Source organism: Burkholderia sp. Ac-20365, assembly GCF_017104715.1.
Lineage (GTDB): Bacteria > Pseudomonadota > Gammaproteobacteria > Burkholderiales > Burkholderiaceae > Paraburkholderia.
Genome location: NZ_JAAGPI010000066.1, coordinates 1 through 24,379, shown reverse-complemented (window position 1 = coordinate 24,379; position 24,379 = coordinate 1). Strand labels below are relative to the sequence as shown.

Genomic DNA, 24,379 nt, shown 5'->3' with positions numbered 1-24,379 from the left:
AATTCGTTCGACGCAAGCACGTCCATGCGGTCGAAGTGATGCGCAAAGTGTACCCGCTGCGCTCTGCTGGGTAGTAGTTTGATCGTGAGACGGCGCTGCACTATAACCGGCATCGGTACTACGATCCGAGCAGTGGCCGCTTCATCTCAAAAGACCCGATCGGGCTGGCGGGCGGGATCAACGTCTTCCAATACGTACCGGATCCAGTTTCGTGGATTGATCCGTTAGGGTTGGCGCGATGTCCTTGTGATTGCCTGAAGAAGGGAAATCCAGAAGGAGAGGGCCCGCATCGGGGAGGATCAAAGGGTGGGATCTCTCGGCCTGGCATAGAGGGACATCATATGCCCGCTGACGCAGTCACAAAGGTGCAAGATGACTACCTGGGATACAGGGATGGACCCGCTATCGCTATGGACCCGGCTGACCACGCGGCCACATCGAGTTATAAGAACTCAACAGTTGCGCAGCAGTATCGAGACAAGCTGGCTACGATGATCGCATCCGATAACTATTGGGGTGCAATGGTTACAGAGATTCAAGATGTCCGTAGGGTCGCACGCGCGGTCGGTAATCCGACGAAATACAACGAGGCTACGCGAGAAATGCTTACATACGCCAAGTGTCGCGGGATGTTGAAAAAGTGAGGTGATGGAAATGTCGGAAAATTTCTCTTTCGATCGTTGGCGAGCACGCTCGCACGATAGCCAGGACTTCTCAAGCGAAGAGAAGTGTGATGAGTTTATTGAGCTTCTGTCTGAAGCCGAAGCAAATATGAGCTACGAGGTCATTGTCGAACTTCTCAAAACTTTCTCCGATGCAGACGATTTCGGTGTCCACGAACGTGCAAGAAACATAGTAGAGGCGACCGGTCGTGGTATTTTTTATCCGGCTTTAGTACAGGAACTGGATGGTCTTATCGCACGCTCCCCGGAGAAGCAGTGGGCATTGACCTTGGTTGGTATAGAACTCGACTACGGTGACTTCGACTTGTTGTTGAGTTATGCAAGAAAGACGACTCAATCAGCGAAGAATGTTTTTATTTCGTTTGTTAAGTCGAGTGAATTTGCTTCGGAGTATCCTTCTGTTGCTCCTTATTTGAAGGGAATATAACGAGCGCTGCTGAGAAGGTAAACGTGGAAGATTTCGACGCATAGGTAGTTCTTTAGGCACACAGTTGCAGCACGTCACGGTCGATCCATCATGCGCCGTAGATGTGGAACGCCAGAGCGATCAGGTGACGTTAATGCAGAGTTTGGTCTGTCTCGCGGATATTCTATTCGGTTGAGTCATTCCTTAACGGCATGTGCCTTTCGGGAACGAGCGCTTTTAGAATCGAGAAATCTCTGGTTGGTTATATTTGCCAGAGCCATCGTAGGATCTTAACCCACGAGGTGTCTTTGCTGATGATGACGGTAACGATGATGAGGATGTAGATCCTGACGCGGATGCCCGGCCGGAGATTGCCAAACCAACGACTGGGCAGGGGATTCTTGACGCGGCGTCAATTGAGGAGATCGTTTCTAATGCCCGGAGGAAGATAGAAGCGGTGTCTGGCATTGCCTTCTTAGAACTAGTTCGAGAAATGCTCCGCATTTAGTAAAAGCGCTAATGGTGACCTTCACGCGCAGATATCCGCCTCGCAGCGATTGCCACGTCGATCACTTGCTAGTCAACCGGGCGGGAAGTGGGGATCGACGTCGTTGACCGACGAGTTCAACATTGGTTACGGTCAAATGATCGCCGCTGGCGTGCCTCAAGATGTGGCGCGACACGCAATGAAGAAGAGCTACAAGTATTTTGACTGCCTAGGAGCTTTCACAAAATGAATTTCTCTGGAATATCGAATTTGACCGGGTTAAACAAGGGGGCTCAGGCGGCTCAAATTGCTGCAGTAGAGTCAGCAATGAAAGTTAAATTGCCCTCTGCTTATAAGGATTTACTGTCGTATTCTGATGGGGTGTTGTTGGAGAACGGGCTCTCACTCTATCAGCTGCAGGATCTAGCTGAAAGAAATGAAACCTATGAAGTTAAGGACTACTGCGACGGATATTTGCTGATCGGTGACGACAGCGGCGGAAAAGGATTTTTGATTAAACTTGAAAAGGACGATCCCTCGGTATTTGAATCGGGGCTAGGAGACCTCGATCCGTCGGACTTCTCTTCTATTGCAGTCAACTTGCAGGAGTGGATCAGCCGAGGGCTGCGTGCGTGACGAAGAAGTGCATTTGATGATTGAGGAATATGTGGCGGTGGCTGATTCGCCAAATTGACCACATTCGATAAAGAAGTGCACACGGGCACTCCCCACGTCGGCGGAGTCAGTCAGTATCAAGCTGCAACCGGACAGACATATATCCAGCCATGTCGGAGATAGTGATGCCGTGATTTGATGATGAAAATGATGTGATGAAATGTCGGGGACTTTCTCTTTCGATGGGTGGCGGGCGTGCTTGCACGAGAGCGATGACTTTTAAAGCGAAGAGACGTGTTACGAGTTCATCAAGCTTCTGTCCGAAGCCGAAGCAAACATGAGCTACGAGGTCATTGTCGAGTTTCTTAAAACTTTTTCCGATGCAGGTGATTGTGACGGGCACTAACCTTGGTTGGTATAGAACTCGACTACGGTGATTTCGACATGTTGTTAAGTTATGTAAGAAAGGCGCCTCAATCAGCGAAAAACGTTTTATTTCGTTTGTTAAGTCGAGTGAATTTGCTTCAGAATAGCGTCTCACGGGAAGGATGCAAATGAGCAATAGTCTCTCGTACCTAATCAACCTGCTTGATCGTCGGCGAAATGCACTTTGGAGCGACGAACTACGCGACGTGTTGCGATCACCGGAACTAGCAGCGAGCCGAATCTCAGCTCAGCACTGCACGGTACAGTTCGCCCTTAGTCAGGCAAGGCGACGCTTGGAGAGCTCTCAGCGCTTGAGAAAGACGACATTCGGACTTGAGAGCCTGATTTCCGATCTCGGCCAATTGAAGGAGGAAGACCCGTTGGACTATTACGTCATTTCGACGTCGCAGTACCTTGGCACATGTTACGTCGCTGCGGATCGGCTCGTCGGATGCGAATTCGTTGCAAAGACCGGCACTGAGACGAAGCCGGGTTTATGGGTGGACGGTAAGCGAATATCTTAGTTTTTCTGGTGAAACAGGACTGCGCTGTTGCCGGCAGTGGTTAAGAAGAGCGGGCTTGTCGCAAGATGAGGCGCGGTGCCACATTAAGCGAGAGGATGACCATTTCTCGAATCTTGATGTTGGTCCAAACACCGTATTACGTGTACCAGGAAACGGGTGATCTTATGGATCGGAAAGCTATTGAGAACATGACGCGGCAACGCGTGCCCAAGGAATTACACAACTCCATATGAGTGTCGATAAAGAATTTTGTTTGATACATGTGTTCGCGGGTTTTAACGAGTCGGGACCTGTATACGAAGAACTCCACGCGAAGCATATCGAAGCCGATATCTATGAACTTCTTGCGTCTCCCGGGCTCACACTCAACCTGGCAAAAGGCGATGTTATTCGCCTCGGCGACGCGGATCGACCCGCTAACGTGTTAGAGCGCGGCGGGAATTTCTGCATTCAGATCTACACCGTAGAGGCATCGTGCGAAGAAATCGAACGGTTGCGGCATGAAGTTACTCAAGCACTTCGCGGAAGCCTGGATGGAGTGAAGAGCGGAAGTCTGGCGTTATCGATTCCATCGAGTAATGGCGTGGAAGCAGTCAACCGGTTCTTTGACGAGTTCAAAGCGCGGACTGGGCATGAATGGTACTACGCGAATATCTATAAGAACTTCGAAGATCCTGACGATGAGACACTTCTGGACTGGTGGACACGCTAAAAATTTGATATTCCATTGACGCTGCTCGCGCGCATACGCCACGACAACGTGCCAGAACAGATCACCCGCACACCGTGCAAATCCGAAATAAGACTCCCCTTCCCGACACAACAACCTCTCTCCAACAAGAATAATGACCCACACCGTCCTTATTCACACAGAGAGAGAAGTCGATGTCGAGCACTACAGAAGTCCGTCCGCCGCTGCCGCCGTTCACGCACGAAACCGCCACTCAAAAAATCCGTCAAGCCGAAGACGGCTGGAACACACGCGACGCCTCCAAAGTCGCGCTGGTGTACTCGCAAGACACCTGGTGGCGCAACCGCGCCGAATTCGTGCAAGGCCGCGACGAGGCCCGCGCCTTCCTCGAGCGCAAATGGAGCAAGGAGTTCGAGTACCGCCTCATCAAGGAACTATGGGCCTTCACGGGCAACCGCATCGCAGTCCGCTTCGCCTACGAATGGCGCGACGACGCCGGCAACTGGTTCCGCTCATATGGCAACGAGAACTGGGAATTCGGCGCAGATGGGCTGATGCATCACCGTCATGCGAGCATCAACGATTTGCCAATCAAGGAAAGCGAGCGCAAGTTCCACTGGCCGCTCGGCCGTCGCCCCGACGATCACCCGGGGCTGAGCGACCTCGGTCTCTGATCAATCCGCTCTGACCCGTAAATCTCGTTTAAGCGCGCGCGCCCGACATTCCGAAGTCGGTCACGCGCGTTTTCATTCCAAGTTGCACGCGCAACCAACACCCGTTGCCACTGCACCGATACAGTGCGTACGTGCGTAAGCACACTGAACGTGTTGTTTCTTACGGGTATGTCCGCATAGTGGTAAAAAGCTTACGATTTCTATACTAGGTTGCCGATCGTCTGAAGGCGATGCAAAGCACGCCATGTCACGCGATAGGCGGTGTCGGGAAACAACCCGCGCCCGTCGAAAATAAAGAAACGTGCTACGGAGACGAACATGGTATTTCGCCTGAAGAGCGTTGTGGCTGCGCTCGCCTTGTGTGTGGTCGCAACGGGTAGCTACGCGGCCGATCCGATCAAGATCGGTGTCGATGGTCCCTTCACGGGCGGGTCATCTTCGATGGGCGTGAGCATGCGCGACGGCGTGCGCCTTGCGGCCGCCGAAATCAACAAGTCAGGCGGCGTGCTAGGCCGGCAGATCGAACTCGTCGAACGCGACGACGAAGCGAAGAACGAGCGCGGCGTGCAGATCGCGCAGGAACTCATCAACAAGGAAAAGGTAGTCGCGGTAGTCGGCTACATCAACACGGGCGTCGCGCTCGCGTCGCAGCGCTTCTTCCAGGAAGCGAAAATCCCCGTTTTCAATAACGTCGCGACGGGCAGTATCGTCACGAAACAATTCGCGGATCAGCCGGATAACTATGTGTTCCGCAATGCCGCCGCCGACCGCATTCAGGCGCCGATGATCGTCGAAGAAGCCGTCACGAAACGCGGCTTCAAGAAGGTCGCGATTCTCGCCGATTCGACCAATTACGGCCAACTCGGTCGCGAAGATCTGGAAAAAGCACTCGCAGCGAAAGGCGTGAAGGCGGTCGCCGTCGAGAAGTTCAACATCAAGGACGTCGACATGACGGCTCAGTTGCTGAAGGCGAAAGACGCCGGGGCGGAAGCGGTGCTGACTTACGGCATCGGTCCCGAACTCGCGCAGATCGCCAACGGCATGGCCAAGCTCGGCTGGAAAGTGCCGCTGATCGGCAGCTGGACACTGTCGATGGCGAACTATATCGACAATGCCGGGCCGAATGGCGAAGGCGCGCGCATGCCGCAAACCTTTATCCAGGAGCCCAATACGCCGAAGCGCAAGGCCTTCATCGAGGCGTATCTGAAGGAATTCAAGCCGAAGAACAACCGCATCGATTCGCCCGTGTCGGCGGCGCAAGGCTATGACTCGGTTTATCTGCTCGCCGCAGCGATCACGCAGGCGGGCTCGACGGATGGCCCGAAAGTGCGCGCCGCACTCGAAAACCTCAACACGAAGGTCGAAGGCGTCGTGATGGTGTACGACAAGCCGTTCACGCACGACGACCACGAAGCGATCAGCCCGAACGTGCCTGTGGTCGGCGAAGTGAAGGGCGGGCGCGTCATCTACGCGTACGACAACGACAAGAAAGGCGGCGGCCAGCTTCGCAGCAAGCAGGCATCCGCAAACTGAGCGTCACATGAATAGCGAAGCCGCGCCCGCCGAACCGGCGGGTGCGGCTTTGTGCTGCGTGGCGCGCGGCATTACCTCCGGGGCGTTTGTGATCGAGGCACTTGGACTATGGCCATTCTTCTTCAGCTTATCTATAGCGGCATCGCGCTCGGCATGATCTACGCCGTGATCGCGTTCGGCTATCAACTCACGTTCGCGACATCCGGTACCTTGAACTTCGGTCAGGGCGATGCGCTGATGCTTGGTGCGCTCGTCGGTCTCACGCTTGTCACGCTGGGCGTCAACTACTGGTTGATGATTCCAATCGTGTGCGTATTCGGCCTGTTACAGGGCGCATTCGTCGAACGTATCGGCGTGCGGCCCGCCATCAAGATCAAATCGGAATTCGGCTGGATCATGTCGACGATTGCGCTCGGCATCATCTTCAAGAACGTAGCGGAAAACGTGTGGGGCCGCGACGATCTGCGCTTTCCTTCGCCGCTGCCCGAAGCGCCGCTCAAGGTGTTCGGCGCCAATGTGCTGCCGATGGAACTGCTCGTCGTGGGCGGCGCACTGGTGTTGATGCTCGCCGTCGAGTTCTTCAACCGGCGCAGCATTTTCGGCAAGGCGGTCGTCGCGACATCGAATGACCGTGACGCCGCCGCGCTGATGGGCATCAACACAGGTCTCGTCATCACGTTCTCGTATGCGCTGTCGTCGCTGACGGCGGCGTTCGCCGGCGTGCTGATCGCGCCGCTCACGCTGACGGGCGCGACGATGGGCGCCGTGCTCGGTCTCAAGGCGTTTGCGGTGGCGATTATCGGTGGCTTGTCGAGCGGCCTCGGCATTGTGGTCGGCGGCGTGATACTCGGCATTGCGGAGACCACGACAGGGTTCTATATCTCGACGGGCTATAAGGATGTACCTGGGCTCGTGCTGCTGCTGATCGTGCTCGCGCTGCGTCCGGCCGGCCTGTTCGGCAAAACTGCGATCAAGAAAGTCTGAGGCCCGCCGTGAAAAAGAAAAACCTTATCGGCGCGTTGCTCGGGCTGGTCGCGCTTGCAATCTTCCCGGTGCTATCGGGAAATCCGTACTACATCCACCTCGTCGAAACCATCATGATCTACGCGATCCTGCTCTTCGGGCTGGATATCGTGGTCGGTTATACGGGGCAGGTCTCACTCGGGCATGCGGGTCTGTTCGGCGTCGGCGCATACACGGCGGGCGTGCTGTTCATCAAGCTCGGCATGCCGTTCTACGTGACCGTGCCGATGTCGATCATCGTCACGGCTGCATTCGGCGCGATTCTCGCACTGCCGGCGTTGCGTGTGTCGGGCCCATATCTCGCGATGGTCACGCTCGCGTTCGGCACGATCATCCAGATCCTGATCAACGAAATGGATTTCCTCACGAGCGGGCCGATGGGCATCAAGATCACGAAGCCCGTGATCGCAGGTCATCTGCTCGATGAAAACCAGTACTACTGGGTCGTGGCCGCGCTCCTTGTGGTGTCGCTGATCGTCGTGCATCGCGTGCTGAAGTCGCATCTTGGCCGCGCATTCGAGGCGCTGCGCGATAGTCCGATCGCATCGGACTGTATGGGCGTATCGGTATATCGGCACAAGGTCTATGCGTTCGTGATTAGCGCGGGCTTTGCGGGGCTGGCGGGTTGTCTGTATTCGTACTCCGAGCAGTACATTTCGCCGAACACGTATAACTTCGAACTGACCATCCTGTTCCTGCTGGCGATCATCATGGGCGGCCGCAAGACGCGTACGGGTGCGCTGATTGGCTCGACGATCATCGTGCTGTTGCCCAAGCTGCTCGACGACATCTCGATGTTCCGCATGGTTGCGACGGCGCTCGCTGTCATCGTTGTTGCAGGCGCATTGTTCTCGCTGTCGCGCAAGACGGTGACGCCGCGCAAGATCGCGATTCCGATTGCAGGTACCGTCGGCCTCGCCGCATTCTCGTACTGGATCGATGCGCTCACCGACTGGCGCCTGACGATCTTCGGCCTGATGATCCTGCTGGTGGTCTACTACCTGCAGGACGGTGTGGTCGGTTTCGTGCGCAAGTTCTTCATGAACGGCCGCGTGCGCACCGTGACCGTCGACACCGAAAAGCCAGCCGATATCGCCACCGATGCCGTGCAGGACGTGCACACGAAAGGCGACGAAACCATTCTCGATGTACGCGGTGTGCTGATGCAATTCAGCGGCCTCAAGGCGTTGAACAACGTGAACCTCAATGTCCGGCGCGGCACGATTCACGGCCTGATCGGACCGAACGGTTCAGGCAAGAGCACGATGATGAACGTGCTCACCGGCATCTATGTGCCGACAGCGGGCGCAATCGAATATCGCGGCGAGTCGATCGCGGGGCGCACGTCTTCGTCGATTGCATTGTCGGGTATCGCGCGTACGTTTCAGAACGTGCAGCTGTTCGGCGAAATGACCGCGCTCGAAAACGTGCTGGTCGGTTTGCATCACACGTTCCGCTCGAATTTCGCCGACGTCGGTTTGATGACGTCGCGCTATCGCCAGGAAGAGCGCGCGGCGCGTGAGCGTGCATTCGGCATGTTGCGCTTCGTCGGTCTCGAGAATGTCGCGGCGGAAGAGGCGCGTAATTTGCCGTACGGCAAGCAGCGTTTGCTGGAAATCGCCCGCGCGCTCGCGCTCGATCCGCAAGTGCTGTTGCTCGACGAACCCGCAGCGGGCCTGACGGCGCCCGATATCAAGGAACTCGTGCGCATCATTCGCAAGGTGCGCGATCACGGCATTACCGTAGTGCTGATCGAGCATCATATGGACGTCGTGATGTCGGTGTGCGACACGGTATCGGTGCTCGATTTTGGGCAGAAGATCGCCGAAGGCAAACCGTCCGAGATCCAGGAAAACGAAAAAGTCATCGAGGCTTATCTCGGCGGCGTGGCCGCCTGAGCGTAAGCATCGGTTGCACGACAACGGCATACAGGGGAACGCGATGTTATCGATCCGCAATCTGCATGCGGGCTACGGCAAGGTTCAGGTGTTGCACGGCATTTCAATCGATGTGCCGAAGGCATCCGTCGTCACGCTGATCGGCTCGAACGGCGCCGGCAAGACCACGACGATGCGCGCCATCTCCGGCATGATTCGCCCGAGTGAAGGCGAGATCACGATGGGCGAGGGCGCATCGGCGAAACGCATCGACTCGCTCGATTCGCACCGTATCGCGCGCCTGGGTCTCGCGCATTCGCCGGAAGGGCGACGCGTTTTCTCGACGATGACGGTCACGGACAATCTTCTGCTGGGCGCGTTTCCGCGCCTCACGTGGTCGCGTCCACGCGGCGACGTGAACGCGGATCTCGAGCGTGCAATCGAACTGTTTCCGCGCTTGAAAGAGCGTCGCAATCAGCTCGCGGGCACGCTGTCGGGCGGCGAGCAGCAGATGCTCGCGATGGCGCGCGCGATCATGCTGAATCCGGATCTCGTGCTGCTCGACGAACCGTCGATGGGACTCGCGCCGATTCTCGTCGACGAAGTCTTCAAGATCATCGAACGCCTGAAGATTCAAGGCGTCACGATGCTGCTCGTCGAGCAGTTCGCAGCCGCTGCGCTGAACGTGGCCGATTACGGCTACGTGCTGGAAAACGGCCGTATTGCGACGCATGGATCGGCGGCGCAATTGCGTAACGATCCGATGGTGAAGGCCGCCTATCTGGGCCATTAACAGTAAAGCGCCGTCAATCAATGACGGCGCTATTTCTTTAAGGTCGTTGAAAGCTTCTATTCAGCGACATTTCCGCCTCAATTCCTCTATATCCCACGCCCGGCGGCTGCTTGTGCAGTTCGCCGACCCGTTGTGCATACCTGTGGCAGAATCTCGCGCGCATCTAACGAATAATTGCCGGAGACCTCGTGATTCAAGGTATTGCACGCTTCTTTACACAGGTGGTTCATCGCTTTCTGCCTGACCCTCTCATCTTCGCGCTGCTCCTCACCGCGATTACCTTTGCGCTGGCATTAGGGCTCACGCCGCAGACGCCCAGCGATCTCGTCTTCATGTGGGGCAGCGGCTTCTGGAATCTGCTCGCGTTCACAATGCAGATGGCGATGATCCTCGTGACAGGCCATGCACTGGCGACGTCGGGACCCGTCAAGAGCGCGCTGTCTGCACTCGGCGGCATGGCGAAGACGCCCGTCCAGGGCACGATGCTCGTCGCGTTCGTGAGCGGCGTGGCGTGCGCGATCAACTGGGGCTTTGGACTCGTGCTCGGCGCGATGTTCGCGAGAGAAGTCGCAAGGCGCGTGCGTGGCGTCGATTACCGTCTGCTGGTGGCAGCCGCATACATGGGCTTTCTCACGTGGCACGGCGGGTTGTCGGGCTCGGTGCCGCTGGTCGCCGCGACCAAGGGCAATCCGATGGAGAAGGTGATCGGCCTGATCCCCGTTTCGCAGACGCTCTTTACAGGCTACAACCTCTTCATCACGGCTGCGCTGATCATTGCATTGCCGCTGCTGGTGCGCGCCATGATGCCGCGAGCCGACGAAGTGGTCTCCGTCGATCCCGCGCTGCTCGCAGACGAACCCGTGCTGGAGCGCAAGATTACTGCGGAGTCGACGCCTGCTGAACGCATCGAAGAGAGCCGCATTCTTTCCATTCTCGTCGCGCTGCTGATCGCTGCCTTTCTGGTGATCCGCTTCATGAAGAAGGGCTTCAGTCTCGACATCGATACCGTCAATATCGTCTTCCTCGCAGCAGGCATTTTGCTGCACAAGACGCCGATGGCGTATGCGCGTGCGATTGCCAATGCGGCGCGCGGCACGGCGGGGATTCTTATCCAGTTCCCGTTCTATGCGGGCATTCAGGCGACGATGGATCATTCGGGCCTCGCGGGCGTCATCACGAACTGGTTCATCGAAATCGCGAACGTGCATACGTTCCCGCTACTGACGTTTCTGAGTTCGGCCGTGATCAACTTCGCGGTGCCGAGCGGCGGCGGCCACTGGGTCGTGCAGGGGCCGTTCGTGATGCCGGCTGCGAAGGCGATCGGCGCGGACCTCGGCAAGTCCGCCATGGCGATTGCATACGGCGAAGCTTGGACCAACATGGCGCAGCCGTTCTGGGCGCTGCCCGCACTGGCGATTGCAGGTCTCGGCGTGCGCGACATCATGGGCTATTGCGTGACCGCGCTGCTGTTCTCGGGCGTGATCTTTGTGGCCGGTCTGTATCTGTTCTGAAGTCGTTCGCAACGCGGTATCGCGGCGGTAGACTGTGGGTTCCTTTCTGTGACGTAAAGGACCATGCAGACCATCTACAGCAGCGATCACCGCTTGCATCAAGGCGTCGAACTCAAGGACGGCGCCATCTCCGATTCATTCGAAAAACCCGTGCGCGCCGAGACCGTGCTGAAGCAGGTCAAGGCCGCGGGCCTCGGCGATGTCATTGCGCCGGACGCATATGACCGCGCGTGTTATGTCGGCGCGCATAGCGAACGCTACGTCGAGTTCCTCGCTTCGGCATGGGAAGAGTGGGCTGCAACGGGCCGCACCTGCCAGGCATTGCCGCTCGTGTGGCCCGTGCGCGGCATGCCGTCCACAGCGATGCCGCAGTTCATCGACGGCAAGCTGGGTTTCTTTTCGATGGATGCGGGTACGCCCATCAACGCAGGCACATGGAGCGCGATTTCGTCGAGTGCGAATTCGGCGCTTACAGGCATCGATAAACTCGCGCGGGGCGCGAGGGCTGCTTTCGCGTTGTGCCGTCCGCCGGGCCATCACGCGGGCCGCGAATATTCGGGCGGCTATTGCTATCTGAACAACGCCGCGATCGCGGCGCAACGTTGCATCGCGCAAGGCGCGAAGCGCGTCGCCGTGCTCGATATCGACTTCCACCACGGCAACGGCACGCAGGACATTTTCTACGACCGCAACGACGTACTGTTCGCGTCGATACACGGCGATCCCGCTGTGTCGTATCCGTATTTCGCGGGCTTTGCGGACGAGCTAGGCATCGGGCAAGGCGAGGGCTTCAATCTGAATCTGCCGTTGCCGAAGGGCACGACGCTGGAACAGTACGAGCCGGCGCTTCGGCATGCGGGCTCGGCCATTGCCAGTCACAAACCTGAAGCGCTGGTCGTGTCTCTCGGTGTCGATACATTCGAGGGTGACCCCATCAGTCATTTCCGTTTGCGCACGCCGGACTATCAGCGTATTGGCGGGATACTCGCGAGCTTCGATCTGCCGACACTCTTCGTGATGGAAGGCGGCTACATGGTCGATGAAATCGGCATCAATGCCGTCAACGTTCTGCTTGGTTTCGAAGGCCGCGCATAACGGGATTGCGAATCTGGCACGTTCGTCATATTAATGCCAGCATTTCGCCAGCTTTGAAGCGTAGAGTTAAAACTGTCGTTGCGGCGCCGCGAGCATCTGCAACGGCAGTTTTTTCGCTGCACAGTCTCTCGCGATCAAGGAGCCTTGAAATGAAGCATCTTCTTCTCAGTCTCGTGGTAACGGCGGGCGTAGCAGCCATGTCGAGCGCCTATGCGCAACAATCGTCGGATCAGCCGATGGACCAGACCCAGGCACAAGCGGCCGCGCCCGCAGCGGATACGGGTCAGGGCGGCGTCAACTGGGGCAGCGCAGGACAGGGCGCGCGCAATGGTCCGGAAACGCGCCAGGACGTGCGCCAGCAACTGATCCAGGCGGAGCGCGACGGGGAAATGAAAACGCTCGATAACACCGTCTTCAAGGGGAACTGATCGTTCACTGAATCTGCAGCGATCAGGGCTTGGGTATGCGGATGCGGCTAATCATCAGCGATCCGGAAATGCCATAGACGAGCGTCAGCGGATGCAGCACACGACCTGCAATTCGCCATTCGCCGAACCATAAATGCGGACCGAGAGCTCCCAACCATGCTGCAACGGCGAGCAGCAAGACGATTGCGAACGATGTCGGAATAGGCGTGCCTTCGAAGTGCGTCACTTTCCCCGTCCCGCCCGACATCGTTTCCGTCGTCACGTTATATCGCGCGAGCCGCGACACGCCGCATGCCACGAAGTACGCCAGTAATACGCGGTCATACAGGCCGCGCATCCCGCATCCATAGCCGATAATGGCCGGCGCCACGCCGAACGAGATCACATCGGCCAGCGAATCCAGTTCCTTTCCTAGCAGCGAAGCCTTCTGCCGCCAGCGCGCGATGCGTCCATCCAGCACGTCGAACACCAGCGCCGCGAACACGAGCGCACTGGCAAAGTACACGTGCATCACTTCTTCGCTGCCGATATACGTCATCATCGAAAACAGCGCGCCCGTGCCGCAGACGGCATTGCCGAGCGTGAACCAGTCGGCGAGATGGAACTCGCGGATCATCGAGAAGCGCTTTGTTTTCATAGGGCCTTTTCGTGTGCAGTGGGGGACGAGTATAGCCGCCCCGATCGCCTGCCTTAGCTGCAAGACGCGTGCCGCGGTGTAAGCCGTCGTTCATGAACATGGCAATTCTGCCATTTTCGCGTCATCAGCTTGTTGGGGCTCACCCACTAGCATTTACACCAGGTTGCCGCGGACGCACAGCAAGAGACTGACGCCGCCGCCTCACGTCTCGCCTGGTCATGCTCGCGCGCTTTTCCCGGATACCAACACCTCTATGTGGATTGTCAATCTCGCATTGAAGCGGCCATACACGTTCATCGTGATGGCCATCCTGATCGTGCTGGCGACGCCTTTCGTGCTGTTCACGACGCCTGTCGACGTGCTGCCCGAAATCAACATTCCCGTCGTCAGCATTATCTGGAACTACACAGGCCTGTCCGCCGAAGACATGGCGAACCGCATCACGTCTGTCAACGAGCGCAGCCTGACGACGACCGTCAACGATATCGAACATATCGAATCGCAGTCGCTTGCGGGCATTGCGATCATCAAGCTGTTTCTGCAGCCGACCGCGAACATCCAGACGGCTATCGCTCAAACGGTCGCTGTCGAACAGGCGCAGTTAAAACAGATGCCGCCGGGCGCGACGCCGCCGCTCGTCATCAGCTATTCGGCGTCGAGTATTCCCGTGGTTCAGCTGGGCCTGTCGAGCCCGCGTCTGTCGGAACAGGATCTGAACGACACGGCGCTCAACTTTCTGCGCCCGCAACTCGTTACGATTCCGGGCGCAGCGGTGCCGTATCCCTATGGCGGCAAGAGCCGCCTGATTTCCGTCGATCTCGATACGCGCGCGTTGCTGGCTAAGGGGCTCACGCCGCTCGACGTCGTCAATGCCGTCAACGCGCAGAACCTGATTCTGCCGACAGGCACCGCGAAGATCGGCCCGAAGGAATACACGATCAACATGAACGGCTCGCCGACCACCGTCGCGGGTCTGAATGACATACCTGTTCGCACGATCAACGGCGCGACCACGTATCTGCGTGAAGTGGCGCACGTGCGCGATGGCTTCTCGCCGCAGACGAACATCGTGCGGGAGAACGGCCGGCGCGGTGTGCTGATTTCGATTCTCAAGACAGGGAGCGCGTCGACGCTATCGATCGTCAACACGCTGCACGGGATTTTGCCGACGGCCGAAGCGTCGCTGCCGCCCGATCTCAAGGTGACGCCGCTTTTCGATCAATCCGTGTTCGTAAAGGCGGCCATTCAGGGCGTGGTGCGCGAAGCCCTGATCGCGGCCGCGCTGACGGCCGCGATGATTCTGCTGTTTCTCGGCAACTGGCGCAGCACCTGCATCATCGCCGTGTCGATTCCGCTTTCCATTCTGACCTCGCTGATCGCGCTGCACGCGCTCGGTCAGACCATCAACATCATGACGCTAGGCGGCCTCGCGCTGGCGGTCGGAATTCTGGTGGACGACGCGACGGTTACCATCGAGAACATCGAGCGGCATCTGCATATGGGCACGAATCTGCACGATGCGATTCTCGACGGTGCGGGCGAGATTGCGATTCCCGCGCTCGTGTCGACGCTATGTATCTGTATCGTGTTCGTGCCGATGTTCTTCCTGACGGGCGTCGCGCGTTATCTGTTCGTGCCGCTCGCAGAAGCCGTGGTGTTCGCCATGCTCGCGTCGTACGTGCTGTCGAGAACGCTGGTGCCGACACTCGCAATGCTGCTGATGGGTCACGCGCACAAAAAGGATCCGAACGCGCGGCCGAATCTGTTCATGCGTCTTTACCATCGGTTCGACCGCGGCTTCGAGACCATGCGCGCAGCGTACATCATGGTGCTCAGCAGCCTGCTGGTGCGGCGCCGCATGTTCGGCACGCTGTTCCTCGGCTTTTGCGTGGTGTCATTGGGACTCACGTTCGTATTGGGCGAGGACTTCTTTCCGCGCGTGGACGCGGGCCAGATACGCCTGCACATGCGCGCGCCAACGGGCACGCGGATCGAGGAAACGGCGCGGCTCGCGGATCAGGTCGAGAAAGTTGTACACGAAGTGATCCCCTCCGATGAACTCGACACCGTGCTCGACAACCTCGGCTTGCCTTATAGCGGTATCAATCTGTCGTACAGCAATGCAGGCACGATCGGCACGCTCGACGGCGAAATCCTGCTCGCGCTGAAAGAAGACCACAAGCCGAGCCTTGGCTACGTCGACCGTTTGCGCGCCTTGTTGCCGCAACGCTTTCCGGGCACGGAGTTCTTCTTTCAACCCGCCGATATCGTCACGCAGATTCTCAACTTCGGTTTGCCTGCTGCTGTCGACGTGCAGATTGTCGGCGCGAATCAGGAAGGCAATCTGGAGATTGCGCGCAAGCTGCTCAAGCAGATCCGCACGATTCCCGGCGCCGTCGACGCGCACATCCAGCAGAAGCTCGACGAGCCCGTCATCAATCTGCAGATGGACCGCACGCGTTTGCAGCAACTCAATCTCAACGCGAACAACGTCGCGCAGAACGTGCTGATTTCGCTGTCGGGCAGTTCGCAGACGTCTCCGGGGTTCTGGTTCAATCCGCGCAATGGCGTCGAGTACAACCTTGCGGTGCAGACGCCGCAATATCAGATCTCGTCCGTCGATCAACTGCTGCGCACGCCCGTGTCGGCAACCTCGACAGGGCCGACGCAACTGCTCGGCAACCTCGTGCAGGTCTCGCCGCAAACGCAGTTCGCGATGGTCACGCATTACAACATCCGGCCCGTGATCGACGTGTTCGTGAGTGTGGAAGGCAGCGATCTGGGCAGCGTCGACCGGCAGGTGGAAAAGCTCGTCGATCAGGCGCGCGCGACGCTGCCGCGCGGCAGCCAGATTGCCATACGCGGCCAGGTCTCGACGATGCGCACGTCGTACTTCGGTCTGGGCATCGGCGTGGCCATGGCGATCGTGCTCGTGTATCTGCTCATCGTCGTGAACTTCCAGTCGTGGATCGACCCGCTGATCATCATCAGCGCGTTGCCGGCAGCGCTCGCGGGCATCGTGTGGATGCTGTTCCTGACGGGCACGCATCTGAGTGTGCCTGCATTGACGGGCGCGATCATGACGATGGGCGTCGCGACGGCGAACAGTATTCTGATGGTGTCGTTCGCGCGCCAACGCCTGACGGCGGGCGCACCGCCGCTGACGGCCGCGCTCGAAGCGGGCGCGAGCCGGATCCGGCCCGTGCTGATGACGGCATTCGCGATGATCATCGGCATGATCCCGATGGCGCTCGGACTCGGCGAAGGCGCTGAGCAGAATGCACCGCTCGGACGCGCGGTGATCGGCGGCCTGCTGTTCGCGACGGTATCGACGCTTTTCTTCGTGCCGCTGCTGTTCGCCGGCATTCATAGCCGGCTCGCGCATCGCAACGCAACGCGCGAGCAGAACGAGCCACGCAACGGTGACGCACATGAACGACACGACCGTGACAACGCGCACGGACACAGCCCGAACACGGACGATTGAGATGACTGAAAAAACGCATTCTTCGCTAGCGATTCCCGCGCGGGAAACCCCGGATGGGCACGCGTTGCCGCCGCGCCATCGCGAATGGCGGCGCGCGAAGATCGCGATCGTGATCGTGCTGATCCTGCTGGCGATCGGCGCATTGCGGACCGTGGTCGCGAACATCATGCAAAGCCGCTCGGTTACGCAAACGACGCAGCAAAACGCGAAGCAATATGTCGACGTGGTGACGCCGAAGCAGACTGACGGCACCGCGGGCGTGACGGTCTTGCCGGGCACGTTGCGCGGCTACGTCGAGTCGCCGATCTTCGCGCGCGCGACGGGTTATCTGCTGCACTGGTATGCGGATATCGGCACGCGCGTACAGGAAGGTCAGTTGCTGGCAGAACTGGATACGCCTGAAATCGACCAGGAACTCGCGCAAGCCGTTGCGCAGCGCGACCAGATCCAGTCGAGCCTCGGTCTTGCCAAAAGCTCGTACGAACGCTGGCAGCAACTGCGTCAGCGCGATGCCGTCTCGCAACAGGAACTCGACGAGCGGCAAAGCACGTACTCTCAGGACGTCGCCAATCTCGCCGCTGCCGAAGCGAACGTGAAGCGGCTGCGCCAGCTCGAAAGCTTCAAGCGTATCGTCGCGCCGTTTGCAGGCGTGGTCACGCAGCGCAATGTCGATGTCGGCGATCTGATCGATGCGGGCAGCGGCACGAGCCGCGCACTGTTCGCGCTCGCGCAGTCGGATCCGCTGCGGGTCTTCGTGCAACTGCCGCAGGCTTACGCGCAGAACATCAAGGTCGGCGAAGACGTAGTGGTCACGCAAGCCGAATTGCCGGGCCAGCAGTTCCATGGACAGATCACGCACATCTCAGGCGCGATCGATGTGCCCACGCGTTCGCTGCAGGTCGAAGTGACGCTGCGCAATCCGGACGGCAAGTTGAGGCCGGGCGCGTACGTGCAGGTCGCGCTGCCTTCGGGCGCGCGCGCGCAGCTATCGGTGCCGGGCAACGCATTGCTGTTCCGCGCGGAAGGGCCGCGCGTGGCTGTCGTCGATAACGATGGCGTCGTGCATCTGCGCAAGGTGCAGATTGCGCAGGATCTCGGCCAGACGCTGGAAATCGAAAGCGGCATCGAGCCGAACGACCGCGTGATCATCAACCCGAGCGATTCGATCGAAGACGGCGACCATGTCGAAGTGTCTCGCCCGCAATCGCCAACCCAGGCCAAAGGCAAGGCGGCGTCGTGAACACGCTCATCCATGCCGCGCGCGCAAGCACACTGGCTCTCGCTGCCACGCTGTGCGCGTGCACGGTCGGCCCCGACTACAAGACGCCATTGACGGACGCGCCGCCGACATGGCGCACGGACTCATACTGGCGCCTCGCGCAGCCTTCGCATGCGCCGATCGCGCCGGACTGGTGGCAGTCTTTCGGCGATACCACGCTCGACAGCCTCGAAACGCAGGCGCTCGCGCAAAACCAGACGCTTGCGGCCGCTAGCGCGCACTACGCACAGGCGCGCGCGACGCTCGCCAATACGCGGGCGCAACTGATTCCGGAAGTCGATCTGAATGCATCGGCAGCACGCCAGCGTATTTCGAGCAACCGGCCGCTGACCAATTACGCGACGCCGAGTCAGTCGACGGTGCAGAACGATCTGCAGATCGGCTCGACCATCAACTACGACGTCGATCTGTTCGGTCGCATTCGACGTCAGGTGGAAGGTGCGCGGGCGTCGGCGGAACAGTCGCGCGACGATCTGGCGAACGCGCGCCTCGTGCTCACCACGGATCTCGCCACCGACTATTTCTCGCTGCGCGAACTCGATGCGGAAATCGACGTGTTGAATCGCTCGGTCGATTTGCAGCAGAAGGCGCTTGACTACGTAACAACGGAGCACGATCTCGGCTCAGTGTCCGGCCTCGACGTGTTGCAGCAGAAGTCGCTGCTCGACCAGACGCGCGTGCAGGCGCAGCTACTTGTGGCGCAGCGTGAGCAGTTCGCGCATGCAATCGCGGCGCTCGTCGCCGTGCCCGCGCCGCAGTTTTCGATCGAGCCGAAGGTGGTCGAATATCCCGTGCCCGCGATTCCGCTCGGCGTGCCGAGCGATGTGTTGCAGCGCCGCCCGGATATCGCATCGGCGGAACGCGCGATGGCGGCCGCGAATGCGCAGATCGGCGTAGCGAAGGCCGCGTTCTTTCCGAGCCTGACGCTCACGCCTGGCATCGGTTGGCAAAGCACCGATTTCGCGAGCCTGTTGAGCGCGCCGAGTTTGATGTGGTCGCTAGGCACTGCGCTCAGTCAGGTCGTGTTCGATGGCGGGCGGCGCGCAGCCAACGTCGATTTTGCCAGCGAGGGCTACGTGGCCGCGCAGGCCAACTACCGGCAGGCGGTGCTGACTGCTTTCCAGCAGGTGCAGGACGGCATCACCGGGCTTTCCGTGCTTGACCGCGCTGCGTCGCAGTCGCACGATGCCGTCGCGGATGCGCAGCGCCTGTTGTCGCTTGCCAACGACCGCTATTCGGGCGGGCTCGTCGCGTATCTTGATGTCATCACCGCGCAGCAGTCGTTGCTGACGAGCCAGCGGCAGGACGTGCAGATTCACGGCCAGCAGATGACGACATCCGTCGCGCTCGTGAAAGCGCTGGGCGGCGGTTGGGACGTACAGGATGCGGACGCGCAGCGCATGCCCGCAGAAGCGGCCAAAGATGCATCGAATGATGCAGGCGCATCCAGCACCCATGCACCAGACTGAAAACAGACTGTAAAGGACGGGCTGAACACGTTTGAAAAGCCTACTTATAATGAAGAGGACAATACAAAGGAGCGCCCATGAAGCTGCTCATCGTGGAGGATGAATTCAAGGTCGTCGATTATCTGCGCCGCGGTTTGACGGAGCAGGGCTGGGTCGTCGACGTCGCGCTGGACGGCGAAGAAGGTCTGCATCTCGCGTCCGAGTTCGATTACGACATCATCGTGCTCGACGTGATGCTGCCCAAGCGCGACGGACTCAGCGTGCTCAAGGCGCTGCGCATGCGCAAGTCGACGCCTGTGATCATGCTGACCGCGCGCGATCACGTGAACGACCGCGTGCGTGGCCTGCGTGAAGGCGCGGACGATTATCTGACCAAGCCGTTTTCGTTTCTCGAACTGGTCGAGCGCCTGCACGCGCTCGCGCGACGCACGCGCGTGCAGGAGTCGACGCTGATCTGCGTCGGCGACCTGTATGTCGATCTGATCGGCCGGCGCGCGACGCGCAGCGGCGTGCGGCTCGACCTGACCGCAAAAGAGTTCCAGTTGCTTAGCGTGCTCGCGCGGCGACAGGGCGATATCCTGTCGAAAGCGATGATCACGGAACTGGTGTGGGACGTGAACTTCGACAGCCACACTAATGTCGTCGAAACGGCGATCAAGCGGCTGCGCGCGAAGCTCGACGGACCGTTTTCGACCAAGCTGCTGCACACCATGCGCGGCATGGGCTATGTACTCGAAGTCCGCGAGGAAGCGGAGGCATCATGATTGGCTCGACCCGTTCCATCGCGCGGCGTCTCGCGCTGCTGTTCGCGCTCGTCGCGCTGTCGGTATTCACTTTGGTGGACACGGGGCTGTTCCTCGTGCTGCGCTCGCAGCTCGAACAGCGCTTGCGCGATTCGCTCGATAGCCGCACGGAAGTGGCGCGGATCATCGTGCATCACGCGATCAATCGCGACAAGTGGCGCATCGCCCAAGAGAAGCTCACGGACATGACGCCGCGCGACGGCACGAGTGCCTATGCGATTTCGAGCACGACGGCGCTGTTCAATTACGGCCACCCGGTGTCGGGCACGATTGCGCAGCAATGGCGCGGCGACTACGCGCGCGTCACGGATAACGGCACTGGCCACGACCTGCTGACGCGCACGCTGACCATTCCGCCGAACGGCGAGCGACCGCAGGTGCAGTTGCAGGTGGCGACCAGCTACGCGCCGACCGAGCAGGCATTGCGCGAGTTCGGCCTCGCGCTCGCGGCGTTGTCGGCATTGGGCGCGTTGGGCGCGTCGCTGCTGAGCTACTGGGTCACGCGCATCGGCCTTGCGCCGTTACGCAGGTTGACGGTGGACGCATCCGAAGTGAGCGCCGATAACCGCTCGCAGCGCTTGCGCACGACCGAACTTCCGTACGAGCTGAACGATCTCGCGCATTCGTTCAACGGCGCGCTGGAGCGGCTCGATCAGGCCTATGTGCGCCTCGAATCGTTCAATGCCGACGTCGCGCACGAACTGCGCACGCCTGTCACGATTCTGATCGGGCAGACGCAGGTGGCGCTCACGCGCAACCGCTCGGTCGACGATCTGCGCCGCACGCTGCAATCGAATCTCGAAGAGTTCGAGCGGATGCGCGGCATCATCAACGACATGCTGTTCCTCGCGCGCGCCGATCAGGGCGAGCGGGCCACGGAACTGGTCGAAGTCTCACTGGCGACGGAAGTCGCGCGCACCGTCGAATTCCTCGAAATGCCGATGGAAGAAGCGCAGGTGCAGGCCGAACTGCACGGCGACGCAATGGCGCGCGTCAACCGTTCGCTGTTCGGCCGGGCCTTTGCGAATCTGCTGATCAACGCGATTCACCACTCGCCGCCGGGCGCGAGGATCGGCGTGACGATTTCGCGCGAAGCGGGCCGCGTGTGGGTTGCCGTCGCCAATCCCGGCGAGCCGATCCGGCGCGACGTGCTCGAACACGCGTTCGACCGCTTTTATCGGGCGGAACTGTCGCGCACCAATAGCCGCGAGAATCACGGCCTCGGGCTCGCAATCGTCAAGGCGGTCGCCGATATGCACGGTGGCGTGGTGTTTGCGCGCAGCCTCGACGGCGTGAACACGTTCGGTTTTTCTATCATGAGCGCCGATACGTCGCGGCCGCCGAAAGCGGAGCCGTCCGGAATGGAGACGCAACTGGCGCCGCTCAAATCGCCGTAATGCCTTGTAAGCGGTTTTGCGGTCGAAACAGGTAAATTGATCCGCTCCTTGGCCTCTATTCAGAGGAATGACGGTCAATTTGACTGGGTACGCTGGTGTTGTGGCGATTGAACGTACCCGGCAAGGAGACTTCAGGTGGATCTGATCGAAATGGCCAAAAAATCCGGCATGCAGGTGCTGCTGGACGCGCAGATCGGCAGTCAGATGTATCACAGCGTCAGTGGGCCATTGTCTGCATTGCAGCGATTTGCCGACGAGGTCGGCAAGGCGCTCGCCGCCGAGGCGGCCGCGCACGCTGCGCAGGCTGCTACGGAAACGTAAGCCGATGCGCTGCGCATCAGGCTGGATTAGGCCCGTTAATCAGGCCGGTTAATCAGGCCCGTTAACTGCTTCACGATCCCGCGAGGGCGGGCGCATCGGTGCGCCCATGCCGTGCGGATATCGATCGTGGAGGGCTGACCGGGTTGACCGCTTGCCGATCCAACGCTGACGTCATAGGACTGCGGCGCGCCCGCGCGCTGTCCCATCTGCTCGCTGCGGGCGCCGCACTGTGTACCGTTTCGGTGACAGTCGATGCCGCGCCTCCGGCCATTGCGCTGCTGGACTGCGTCGTAATCGACGACAACGCCGCGTACAACGATGATTCCACTACCCAGTCACAACAGGCGCGCGCCGCGATGGCGAGTACCGCATTGCGCACGCGTGTCGCCCAACGCGGCGTCTACGAAGTCGCGGACAACCGTCCGGTGGCGACGCTGATCGACGGCTTCAAGGCGACGCAGGATCTGAGCGCGTGCAACGGCTGCGAGCTGGAGATCGGCCGGCGTCTCGGCGTGCCGCGCGTCGGCGTGTGCTGGGTGCAGAAAATCAGCAATTTGATTCTCAACATCAACTTGCGTATTGAAGACACGGCGAACGGGCTGGTCGTGTTCCAGCGCTCCGTCGATATTCGCGGCAATACCGATCTGTCGTGGCGGCGTGGTGTCGATGCGCTCGTCGACCTGCTCGCGCCTGAACCGGACGTGGCGCATTGAGCCGCGTACCTGCATCGATTTCGGGAAAAACTCCCGGCCTTCCACGCTGTCATCCATTCGCGCGATGCGCTACTTTGAGCGTGGGTGAATACGCCCTTGCGGCACAACGAACATGGCCCGCGCGAACCGACGCGGACCCGTCGAACAACACTCCGCAGGAGACATCGATGCGTTGCAGAACCGGATATACACGCGTGGCGGCTTCCGTCGCGTTTGCTGTGCTGCTTGGCGCGGGTATCGGCCAGGCATCGGCGGCGGCTGTTGCGTACGTGACGAGCGAGACGAACGGCGTCGGCGTGATCGACCTCGACAAGATGACGCTGACGAAAACCATCGCCCTTGGCAAAGACGGGCCACGCGGACTGAGCCTGACGTCGGACGGCCGCAAACTGCTGGTGGCGAACAAGACGGGTGATCTGTCGGTGATCGACACGGCCACGGGTCAGGTGGTCGAGCGGGTGAAGATCGGCAAGAACCCGGAGTTCGTGCGCGTGCATCGCGGGTTTGCGTATGTGACGTATGAGCCAGGCGAGAACGGCCCGCCGCCGCAAGCGATGGGTGGGAAACCGGAAAATAAGCCGGAAGGTAAGCCAGAAGGAAAGCCTGATGGCAAACCGGAGGGACAGGCCGGAGCGGGGAAAGGCGGCCACGACGACGATGACGACGCGAACAGCCCGCCCGCCGAGGTTGCGATCGTCGATCTGAAGACGATGAAGGTGGTGCGCTCGGTGAAGAGCGGACATGAGACGGAGGGCGTGGAGTTTTCGCCGGACGGGCGAGAGTTGCTGGTGACCAACGAGGGTGACGATACGGTGTCCGTGTACCGCACGGGCACGGGCAAGCTGGTACGAACGGTGAAGATGGACAAGGGTTCGCGGCCACGGGGGATCAAGGCATCGCCGGATGGCAAGCAGTATGTGGTGACGCTGGAGAACACCAACAAGTTTGTCGTGCTGGATGGGGCGACGTTGAAGCCTTTGAAGACCGTCGATACGAAGATGGGACCGTATGGTGTTGCATTTGATCCGGAGGGCAAGCATCTGCTGGTTGCGGCTGCGCGCGACAAGACCTTGCAGGTGTTCGATGCGAAGACCTATGAGCATGTCGCCGATGCGCCTGTGGGGCAGCGCTGCTGGCATTTCAGCTTTACGCCGGATGGGTCGAAAGTGTTGATGGCATGTGGGCGGTCGAACGCTGTGTTCGTGCTCGATGCGAAGAACTATCAGACGGTTGGGCAGATTGGGGATTTGCCGCTGGCGTGGGGGATTGTGACTTCGCCGCCGAGTCAGGGGTCGATAGAGTCCAGGTGACGTTTTTTGTCTTGCGGACGCTGGTTTGGTTTGCTTTTGTTGTCGCTGGCATCCGCGATATGTCTTCGTACTTCACGCGTCGCCCCTGTGCGGGGCGGCACCTACTTTTCTTTGCCGCGGCAAAGAAAAGTAGGCAAAAGAAAGCCGCTGAACACCGCTAATTCTTGTTCCCGCCTGAGGGCCCCCAACGGGTCCTC

At 59.6% G+C, this 24,379-nt stretch carries 20 protein-coding genes and 1 pseudogene; 20 read left to right on the top strand and 1 reads right to left on the bottom strand.

What is annotated here, in order from left to right; translation table 11 throughout:
* Positions 1-89: 89 nt before the first annotated feature.
* From G3O01_RS43210 to G3O01_RS43150, 12 genes and pseudogenes are all read left to right on the top strand, one after another.
* Positions 90-644, top strand: a pseudogene (locus G3O01_RS43210) (RHS repeat-associated core domain-containing protein); the annotation flags it as partial.
* Positions 645-654: 10 nt separating this feature from the next.
* On the top strand, positions 655-1,110 hold the full coding sequence (locus G3O01_RS43205; RefSeq protein WP_205813606.1) for a hypothetical protein: 456 nt from the start codon (positions 655-657) through the stop codon (positions 1,108-1,110).
* Between the two features lie 712 nt (positions 1,111-1,822).
* Entirely contained in the window at positions 1,823-2,212 is a 390-nt protein-coding gene (locus tag G3O01_RS43195; protein ID WP_205813604.1) for an SMI1/KNR4 family protein, read from the top strand.
* A 1,158-nt stretch (positions 2,213-3,370) separates the two neighbouring features.
* Positions 3,371-3,853: a DUF4265 domain-containing protein gene (locus tag G3O01_RS43190; protein ID WP_205813603.1), complete on the top strand. Its 483-nt coding sequence runs from the start codon at positions 3,371-3,373 to the stop codon at positions 3,851-3,853.
* A 173-nt stretch (positions 3,854-4,026) separates the two neighbouring features.
* Entirely contained in the window at positions 4,027-4,506 is a 480-nt protein-coding gene (locus G3O01_RS43185; RefSeq protein ID WP_205813602.1) for a DUF1348 family protein, read from the top strand.
* Between the two features lie 318 nt (positions 4,507-4,824).
* Positions 4,825-6,039, top strand: a complete 1,215-nt coding sequence (locus G3O01_RS43180) for an ABC transporter substrate-binding protein (RefSeq protein WP_205813601.1) — start codon at positions 4,825-4,827, stop codon at positions 6,037-6,039.
* 108 nt (positions 6,040-6,147) lie between these two features.
* Positions 6,148-7,023: a branched-chain amino acid ABC transporter permease gene (locus G3O01_RS43175; protein WP_205813600.1), complete on the top strand. Its 876-nt coding sequence runs from the start codon at positions 6,148-6,150 to the stop codon at positions 7,021-7,023.
* 8 nt (positions 7,024-7,031) lie between these two features.
* Positions 7,032-8,960: a branched-chain amino acid ABC transporter ATP-binding protein/permease gene (locus G3O01_RS43170; protein ID WP_205813599.1), complete on the top strand. Its 1,929-nt coding sequence runs from the start codon at positions 7,032-7,034 to the stop codon at positions 8,958-8,960.
* A gap of 43 nt (positions 8,961-9,003) precedes the next feature.
* Positions 9,004-9,732, top strand: a complete 729-nt coding sequence (locus G3O01_RS43165) for an ABC transporter ATP-binding protein (RefSeq protein ID WP_205813598.1) — start codon at positions 9,004-9,006, stop codon at positions 9,730-9,732.
* Positions 9,733-9,920: 188 nt separating this feature from the next.
* A complete protein-coding gene (locus tag G3O01_RS43160) occupies positions 9,921-11,243 on the top strand; it encodes a TIGR00366 family protein (RefSeq protein ID WP_205813597.1) in 1,323 nt (440 codons plus the stop codon).
* Between the two features lie 63 nt (positions 11,244-11,306).
* Complete coding sequence (locus G3O01_RS43155; RefSeq protein ID WP_205813596.1) at positions 11,307-12,338, top strand: histone deacetylase family protein; 1,032 nt, start codon at positions 11,307-11,309, stop codon at positions 12,336-12,338.
* A gap of 149 nt (positions 12,339-12,487) precedes the next feature.
* A complete protein-coding gene (locus tag G3O01_RS43150; RefSeq protein ID WP_205813595.1) occupies positions 12,488-12,766 on the top strand; it encodes a DUF4148 domain-containing protein in 279 nt (92 codons plus the stop codon).
* A 22-nt stretch (positions 12,767-12,788) separates the two neighbouring features.
* Here G3O01_RS43150 and G3O01_RS43145 read toward each other — a convergent pair whose 3' ends face one another.
* Complete coding sequence (locus tag G3O01_RS43145) at positions 12,789-13,403, bottom strand: CDP-alcohol phosphatidyltransferase family protein (protein ID WP_241024746.1); 615 nt, start codon at positions 13,401-13,403, stop codon at positions 12,789-12,791.
* A gap of 253 nt (positions 13,404-13,656) precedes the next feature.
* Here G3O01_RS43145 and G3O01_RS43140 point away from each other — a divergent pair, with 253 nt between their 5' ends.
* The 8 genes from G3O01_RS43140 to G3O01_RS43105 all read left to right on the top strand — a co-directional run bounded on the left by G3O01_RS43140 (position 13,657) and on the right by G3O01_RS43105 (position 24,182).
* Positions 13,657-16,890, top strand: coding sequence for an efflux RND transporter permease subunit (locus G3O01_RS43140; RefSeq protein WP_205813594.1), 3,234 nt, complete (start codon positions 13,657-13,659; stop codon positions 16,888-16,890).
* Position 16,891: 1 nt separating this feature from the next.
* Complete coding sequence (locus G3O01_RS43135; protein WP_205813593.1) at positions 16,892-18,130, top strand: efflux RND transporter periplasmic adaptor subunit; 1,239 nt, start codon at positions 16,892-16,894, stop codon at positions 18,128-18,130.
* On the top strand, positions 18,127-19,638 hold the full coding sequence (locus tag G3O01_RS43130; RefSeq protein ID WP_205813592.1) for an efflux transporter outer membrane subunit: 1,512 nt from the start codon (positions 18,127-18,129) through the stop codon (positions 19,636-19,638). Before G3O01_RS43135 ends, G3O01_RS43130 begins: the two co-directional genes overlap by 4 nt.
* A 77-nt stretch (positions 19,639-19,715) precedes the next feature.
* Positions 19,716-20,402 (top strand): heavy metal response regulator transcription factor, encoded by a 687-nt coding sequence (locus G3O01_RS43125; RefSeq protein ID WP_028364284.1) that lies wholly within the window; start codon positions 19,716-19,718, stop codon positions 20,400-20,402.
* The gene (locus G3O01_RS43120) at positions 20,399-21,838 is read left to right on the top strand and encodes a heavy metal sensor histidine kinase (protein WP_205813591.1); all 1,440 of its coding nucleotides are present in this window, start codon (positions 20,399-20,401) and stop codon (positions 21,836-21,838) included. The genes G3O01_RS43125 and G3O01_RS43120 overlap by 4 nt, the downstream gene beginning before the upstream one ends.
* A 135-nt stretch (positions 21,839-21,973) precedes the next feature.
* Positions 21,974-22,159, top strand: coding sequence for a hypothetical protein (locus G3O01_RS43115; protein WP_205813590.1), 186 nt, complete (start codon positions 21,974-21,976; stop codon positions 22,157-22,159).
* A gap of 242 nt (positions 22,160-22,401) precedes the next feature.
* Positions 22,402-22,872, top strand: coding sequence for a DUF3280 domain-containing protein (locus G3O01_RS43110; protein WP_346779267.1), 471 nt, complete (start codon positions 22,402-22,404; stop codon positions 22,870-22,872).
* A 167-nt stretch (positions 22,873-23,039) separates the two neighbouring features.
* Positions 23,040-24,182: a cytochrome D1 domain-containing protein gene (locus G3O01_RS43105; RefSeq protein ID WP_205813588.1), complete on the top strand. Its 1,143-nt coding sequence runs from the start codon at positions 23,040-23,042 to the stop codon at positions 24,180-24,182.
* Positions 24,183-24,379: the final 197 nt, after the last annotated feature.